Below are 1,534 nucleotides of genomic sequence, written 5' to 3'. Positions count from 1 at the left end.
GCCGAAGAACCGGCAGGTCGGCCAGTCGGGGAAGGTCGTCACGCCGGACGTGTACCTCGCGATCGGCATCTCCGGCGCGGTCCAACACGTCGCCGGCATGAAGGGGTCGGACACGATAATCGCGATCAACACCGACCCGAACGCGCCGATCTTCGACATCGCCGACTACGGGATCGTCGGCGACCTCTTCGACGTGGTGCCCGCGCTGATCGACGAGTTCGCCTGAGCGGCAGGTTCGCCTGATCGACGGGTTCGCCTGATCGAGAAGTTCACTTGAGGCGGCTCGGGGACCAACCCGACCACGCCCCGTTCTCGGTTCGTTTATCACCCCGCCGACCCTCGGATCCGGCAATGAGCGAGGGCGACGAGCAGACGGCCGCGACCGCCACCGGCCGGGAGATCTGGATCGAGAAGTACCGGCCGCAGACGCTCGACGACATCCACGGACAGGAGGAGATCGTCGAGCGACTCCAGAGCTACATCGCGCAGGACGACGTCCCCCACCTATTATTTTCAGGTCCAGCAGGCATCGGAAAAACCACCGCAGCCACCGCCATCGCCCGCGAAATCTACGGCGAGGACAACTGGCGCGGGAAATTCCTCGAACTCAACGCCTCTGACCAACGCGGAATCGACGTGGTCCGCGACCGGATCAAGGGGTTCGCGCGCTCGTCGTTCGGCGGCGACTTCCGGATCGTGTTCCTCGACGAGGCCGACAGCCTCACTGATGACGCACAGTCAGCGCTCCGCCGGACGATGGAGCAGTTCTCCGACAACACGCGGTTCATCCTCTCGTGTAACTACTCGTCGAAGATCATCGACCCGATCCAGTCCCGCTGTGCCGTCTTCCGGTTCTCGCCGCTCTCGGACGAGGCGGTCGGCGGGATGGTCCGCGAGATCGCGGCGGCGGAGGAGATCGAGGTGACCGACGCGGGCGTCGACGCCCTCGTGTACGCGGCCGACGGCGACATGCGCCGCGCGATCAACTCCCTTCAGGCCGCGGCGACGACCGGCGACATCGTCGACGAGGAGGCGGTGTACGCGATCACGGCGACGGCGCGTCCGGAGGAGATCGAATCGATGGTGACCGACGCGCTGAACGGCGACTTCGCGCGGGCGCGGTCGACCCTCGACACGCTGCTCACGGAGACGGGGATGGCCGGCGGCGACGTGATCGACCAGCTCCACCGCTCCGTCTGGGAGTTCGAATTAAGCGAGCGCGAGGCGGTGCGGCTGATGGAGCGCATCGGCGAGGCCGACTACCGGATCGCCGAGGGCGCGAACGAGCAGGTCCAGTTGGAGTCGCTTCTGGCCGCGCTATCCTTAGACGAGGAGTAGTGGCGCGGTTCGCGGACGGTACGTCGGGTTCTTTCGTGTTCTGGTAGTGTCGAATACAGGTGAGGGTGCTGCCGAAGCCCCAGCCGCTCGATACTACGGAACTGACTTGATGACTGAGACCGCCGAAGCCCCAGCCGCGAGGACGACGCACGCTCGGTGCGCTCCTCACTCGCTCGCTATCGCTCCCCTCGTTGCG

At 65.9% G+C, this 1,534-nt stretch carries 2 protein-coding genes; both read left to right on the top strand.

Annotation, left to right across the window (positions count from 1 at the left end; all coding sequences use genetic code 11):
* On the top strand, positions 1 to 226 hold a 226-nt coding region (locus BN903_RS06440), incomplete at its 5' end, for an electron transfer flavoprotein subunit alpha/FixB family protein (protein WP_048076971.1).
* 125 nt (positions 227 to 351) lie between these two features.
* On the top strand, positions 352 to 1,338 hold the full coding sequence (locus BN903_RS06435) for a replication factor C small subunit (protein WP_048076970.1): 987 nt from the start codon (positions 352 to 354) through the stop codon (positions 1,336 to 1,338).
* Positions 1,339 to 1,534: the final 196 nt, after the last annotated feature.

The sequence above is a fragment of the Halorubrum sp. AJ67 genome, from assembly GCF_000513435.1.
The sequence above is the reverse complement of the archived record's forward strand: the minus strand, read 5'-3'. Positions and strand labels throughout refer to the sequence as shown.